This is a genomic window from Streptomyces sp. NRRL WC-3549 (assembly GCF_000721935.1).
Classification (GTDB): domain Bacteria; phylum Actinomycetota; class Actinomycetes; order Streptomycetales; family Streptomycetaceae; genus Streptomyces.
In genome coordinates this window covers 63235-63951 of the sequence record NZ_KL585425.1, presented here as the reverse complement: position 1 = coordinate 63951, position 717 = coordinate 63235, and the positions used below count along the sequence as shown (strand labels likewise).

1 protein-coding gene is annotated in these 717 nt (G+C 71.4%); it reads left to right on the top strand.

Annotated features, from left to right (window positions below):
* Nucleotides 1-633 (top strand): SidA/IucD/PvdA family monooxygenase (locus IH13_RS0128050; RefSeq protein WP_037842622.1); only part of this gene is annotated, 633 nt, incomplete at its 5' end.
* Nucleotides 634-717 lie beyond the last annotated feature (84 nt).

Here is a 717-nt window from a genome sequence, read left to right as displayed (position 1 = left end):
AGCTACAGCCCCGCCGACGACAGCGGCTTCGCCAACCGGATCTTCGACCCGGGCGCGGTCGACGAGTACTTCGCCGCTCCCGAGGACGTCAAGCGCCGGCTGATGGGCTATCACGGCAACACCAACTACTCCGTGGTCGACATCGACCTGATCGACGACCTGTACCGGCAGATGTACCGGGAGAAGGTCCTCGGCACCGAGCGGCTGCGGTTCCTCAACGTGTCCCGGCTCGTCGGGGTCGAGGAGGCCCCGGACAAGGTGTGCGCCACGGTGAAGTCCCTGGTCACCGGCGAGGAGACCCTCCTGGACGCCGATGTCGTGGTGTTCGCCACCGGCTACAGCCCCGTCGACCCCACCGGCGTCCTCGGCGAGGTCGCGGACCGCTGCCTCCGCGACACGGAGGGCCGTGTCCAGGTGGAGCGCGACTACCGCATCGCGACCGACCCCGGCCTGCACTGCGGCATCTACCTCCAGGGCGGTACCGAGCACACGCACGGCATCACCTCGGCCTTGCTGTCCAACACCGCGATCCGGGTCGGCGAGATCCTGGACTCGCTGGTCGGCCGCAGCGTGAAGGCCATGCCCGACGCGGCCCGGCCGCTCGCCGACGGAACCGGCCGCGCCGCGCGCTAGGTGTGTGGCCCTGTGGGGTCGGGGACGCGGCCGGCCTCGGCTCCGTGTGTCTTCCGGCGGCGCTCGCGGGGGGCGGGCAGTCGC